The following is a 318-nucleotide window of genomic DNA, read 5'->3' on the forward strand; positions in this document are numbered from 1 at the left end:
GAAGTCGACTTCGACCAGCACGGTGCCGTTCTGCACGGCCGGGTCGATGCGCACCACCTGGCCGGCGACGACGCCATTGCGCGTGTCCACGCGGACGCTCTGGCCGTGCACGATGTCCTTGACCTGGGTTTCGCTGATGCGCAGCTCGGCCATCAAGGCACCGGGCTTGGCGACGCGGGCGAGATTGGTGCCGGCGACGACCTGCTGGCCCTCCTGCACCGGCACCTGCTGCAGCACGCCGGCGATGCCGGCGCGCACCTGCAGACCCTCGGCCTGGCGGCGACGCAGCTCGGCCACGTTCTTGAGCTGGTTGATGCG

The 318-nt window shown here is 70.1% G+C and carries 1 protein-coding gene; it reads right to left on the bottom strand.

Going from position 1 to position 318, the window contains the following annotated elements:
• The coding region (locus FLQ44_RS00385; protein WP_147692576.1) for an HlyD family secretion protein at positions 1-318 on the bottom strand (318 nt) is incomplete at both ends.

It is taken from the genome of Vogesella mureinivorans, assembly GCF_007644035.1.
Lineage (GTDB): Bacteria > Pseudomonadota > Gammaproteobacteria > Burkholderiales > Chromobacteriaceae > Vogesella > Vogesella mureinivorans.